The sequence below is a fragment of the Wolbachia endosymbiont of Madathamugadia hiepei genome (genome assembly GCF_013366855.1).
GTDB lineage: Bacteria > Pseudomonadota > Alphaproteobacteria > Rickettsiales > Anaplasmataceae > Wolbachia.
This window is the reverse complement of record NZ_WQMP01000154.1, coordinates 1-2,243: the sequence shown is the minus strand read 5'-3', so window position 1 is coordinate 2,243 and position 2,243 is coordinate 1. Positions and strand designations below refer to the sequence as shown.

Here is a 2,243-nt window from a genome sequence, read left to right as displayed (position 1 = left end):
CTTATGCATTGGGTAACCTCCTATTGTTGCTAAAATACTGGAGTTTACCTTATTTCTCTCTCTACTCTCTTTCTAATCCATAGTTAGCGTTCATAGAGGTTACTTGGATGATAAAAAAGGCTACCTGGTGTATTTTTGTATCAGAAAACACTTGCTAAGGCTTTTTGGCCGCTTATAGATAGACTATAGCACTTCGTTTTTTGTAAACTTTCTCTGTCTTTGGTAATTTGTTTTAACATAGATAAAATAAACTGTGTATTTTTTTTAATAAATTGACTATGCTAAAAACATGCAAAAACGCTATGCAACTGTTTGTCTTATATTACCTCTTATAGTTGGCACATTACTTTTAGTGCGCCCTATGATTTTTCCATGCTTAATATCTATCGTTGTTGCATATTTATTTAATCCGCTAGTAGTAAAGTTTGAGAAGTGTAGAATACCACGCCTATATTCTGTAATTTTTATAATACTTGTCCTGCTGATGATTTTTGTATTAGCTGTTACATTTGTTTTACCTATTATATATGTTCAAATCACTTCGATATTGAATTTTTTAGTCAGTAAAGCACCTTCATTAAACCTCAAAGTTATTCCATCTGTGTTAGAATTTCTCAATATAAAAACAGAAGGTGGTTTGCTTGATCACTTATCTGAAAGTCTAGCAAAAAATTACGGCGATTATATATCTTACTTCGTAAATGCCTTCGATATTACCAGTAATTTTATAATCCAGGTGTTAAGCTCGAGCTTTAGCTTGATTCATACAGTATCATTAGTAGTAATCACTCCGGTGATGTTCTTTTATGTATTGCGTGATTGGCCTTTGATTGTAACAAAAGTTAGTAAATTAGTCCCTGTTCCTTACAGAGAAAAAGTTGCAGATTACTTTTCAAAAGTGGATTTTATTGTATCTAACTACCTAAAAGGACAGGCGAATGTATGTATTTTTATGATGATTTTTTACTCTGTAGGCCTTAGTATAATCGGGCTAAGACATTCTGTTGCTATTGGAATTTTGTCAGGGACACTAACATTTATACCTTACATAGGGCCATTATTATATACTATTATTGGGTTTTTGAGCGCTGTTACTCAATTCAGTGGATGGTTTGAAAGCACTGCTGTTTTAATATTATTTGGTGTTGGACAGCTGATAGATGCAAATATACTGGTTCCTTTATTGGTAGGAAAAAAGGTTCATATACATCCAGCTGTAATTATTCTTGGAGTTACCATATGTGCTTCATATTTTGGATTTATGGGTATATTACTTTTTGTTCCAATAATAGCAATGTTTTATGTATCAGTGGAATGTATAACCGATAAATATCTTAAAAGTGAGTTTTATAGAAACGGCTAACAGGTTTTTTGCATTGTAATAAGGAGAGGGAATGCCTGATGTACTCAAGGAGAGTAAGTGAATTTTGACGTAAAAGTTACCGCCAGGAGCACAAAATGTCTAGTGTGCAATTAAATTTATTTAACAACAATCAAGCTGATTATAGTCAGCAAAATTTCATCATCTTGGATGAAAATAAACATGTGTACCACTCAGTCATTGATGATTTATCTTGGAAATGTTTGATCCTTTTTGGGCCTAAAAGCTCTGGTAAAACTCATCTTGCTTACATTTGGCAATCGATGAACGATGCAATCTTTATCAATGTGAACAATTTTGTAAGCGAGATTAGATATAGCAACGCTTTTATTTTAGAAGATATACAAAACGTTCAAGATGAAGCAATGTTACTGCATTGTTATAACTACATGAAAGAAAATAACAAGAGATTGCTTATTACTTCTTCGACTTCACCAAACAAGCTTAACTTTAAGTTGAAAGATTTAAGTTCTCGCATATTATCAACCATCAGCGTAAAAATTCCATCAGCGAGTGAGGAATTGTTAAGGATTATGTTGATGAAACGGTTTTCAGATAAACAGTTGAAAATTGATTTGAAAGTAATTAATTATATTTTGGCAAGGGTGGAGCGTTCTTTTTACAGCATTAGTGAAATTATAGAAAAGATAGATGACGAATCTATGGGATCAAATGTTACCCTTCCTTTTATTAGCGCTTTATTGAAAAGGGATACTATGTGATTTCTTCTTTTAACAGAGCATATATACTCAAAATTTATTAACACCTGTAGCACTAGTCTCTGTGAACAAAATTTTAGAGAAGCCATATGAGAGAACCAACGAAGTTTAAAAAACCCATAAAAACCTCAGCAGTCTTGTCA

The 2,243-nt window shown here is 32.4% G+C and carries 2 protein-coding genes; both read left to right on the top strand.

Translation table 11 applies throughout. From position 1 onward, the window contains the following. Positions 1-289 precede the first annotated feature (289 nt). A complete protein-coding gene (locus GO685_RS04870) occupies positions 290-1,363 on the top strand; it encodes an AI-2E family transporter (RefSeq protein WP_175937815.1) in 1,074 nt (357 codons plus the stop codon). A gap of 104 nt (positions 1,364-1,467) precedes the next feature. Further along, positions 1,468-2,103 (top strand): DnaA ATPase domain-containing protein, encoded by a 636-nt coding sequence (locus GO685_RS04865; protein ID WP_175937816.1) that lies wholly within the window; start codon positions 1,468-1,470, stop codon positions 2,101-2,103. Positions 2,104-2,243 lie beyond the last annotated feature (140 nt).

Bases quoted from the DNA above. Each gene is read 5' to 3' on its own strand.
- GO685_RS04870 (WP_175937815.1), top strand. From the start codon at position 290: ATGCAAAAACGCTATGCAACTGTTTGTCTTATATTACCTCTTATAGTT.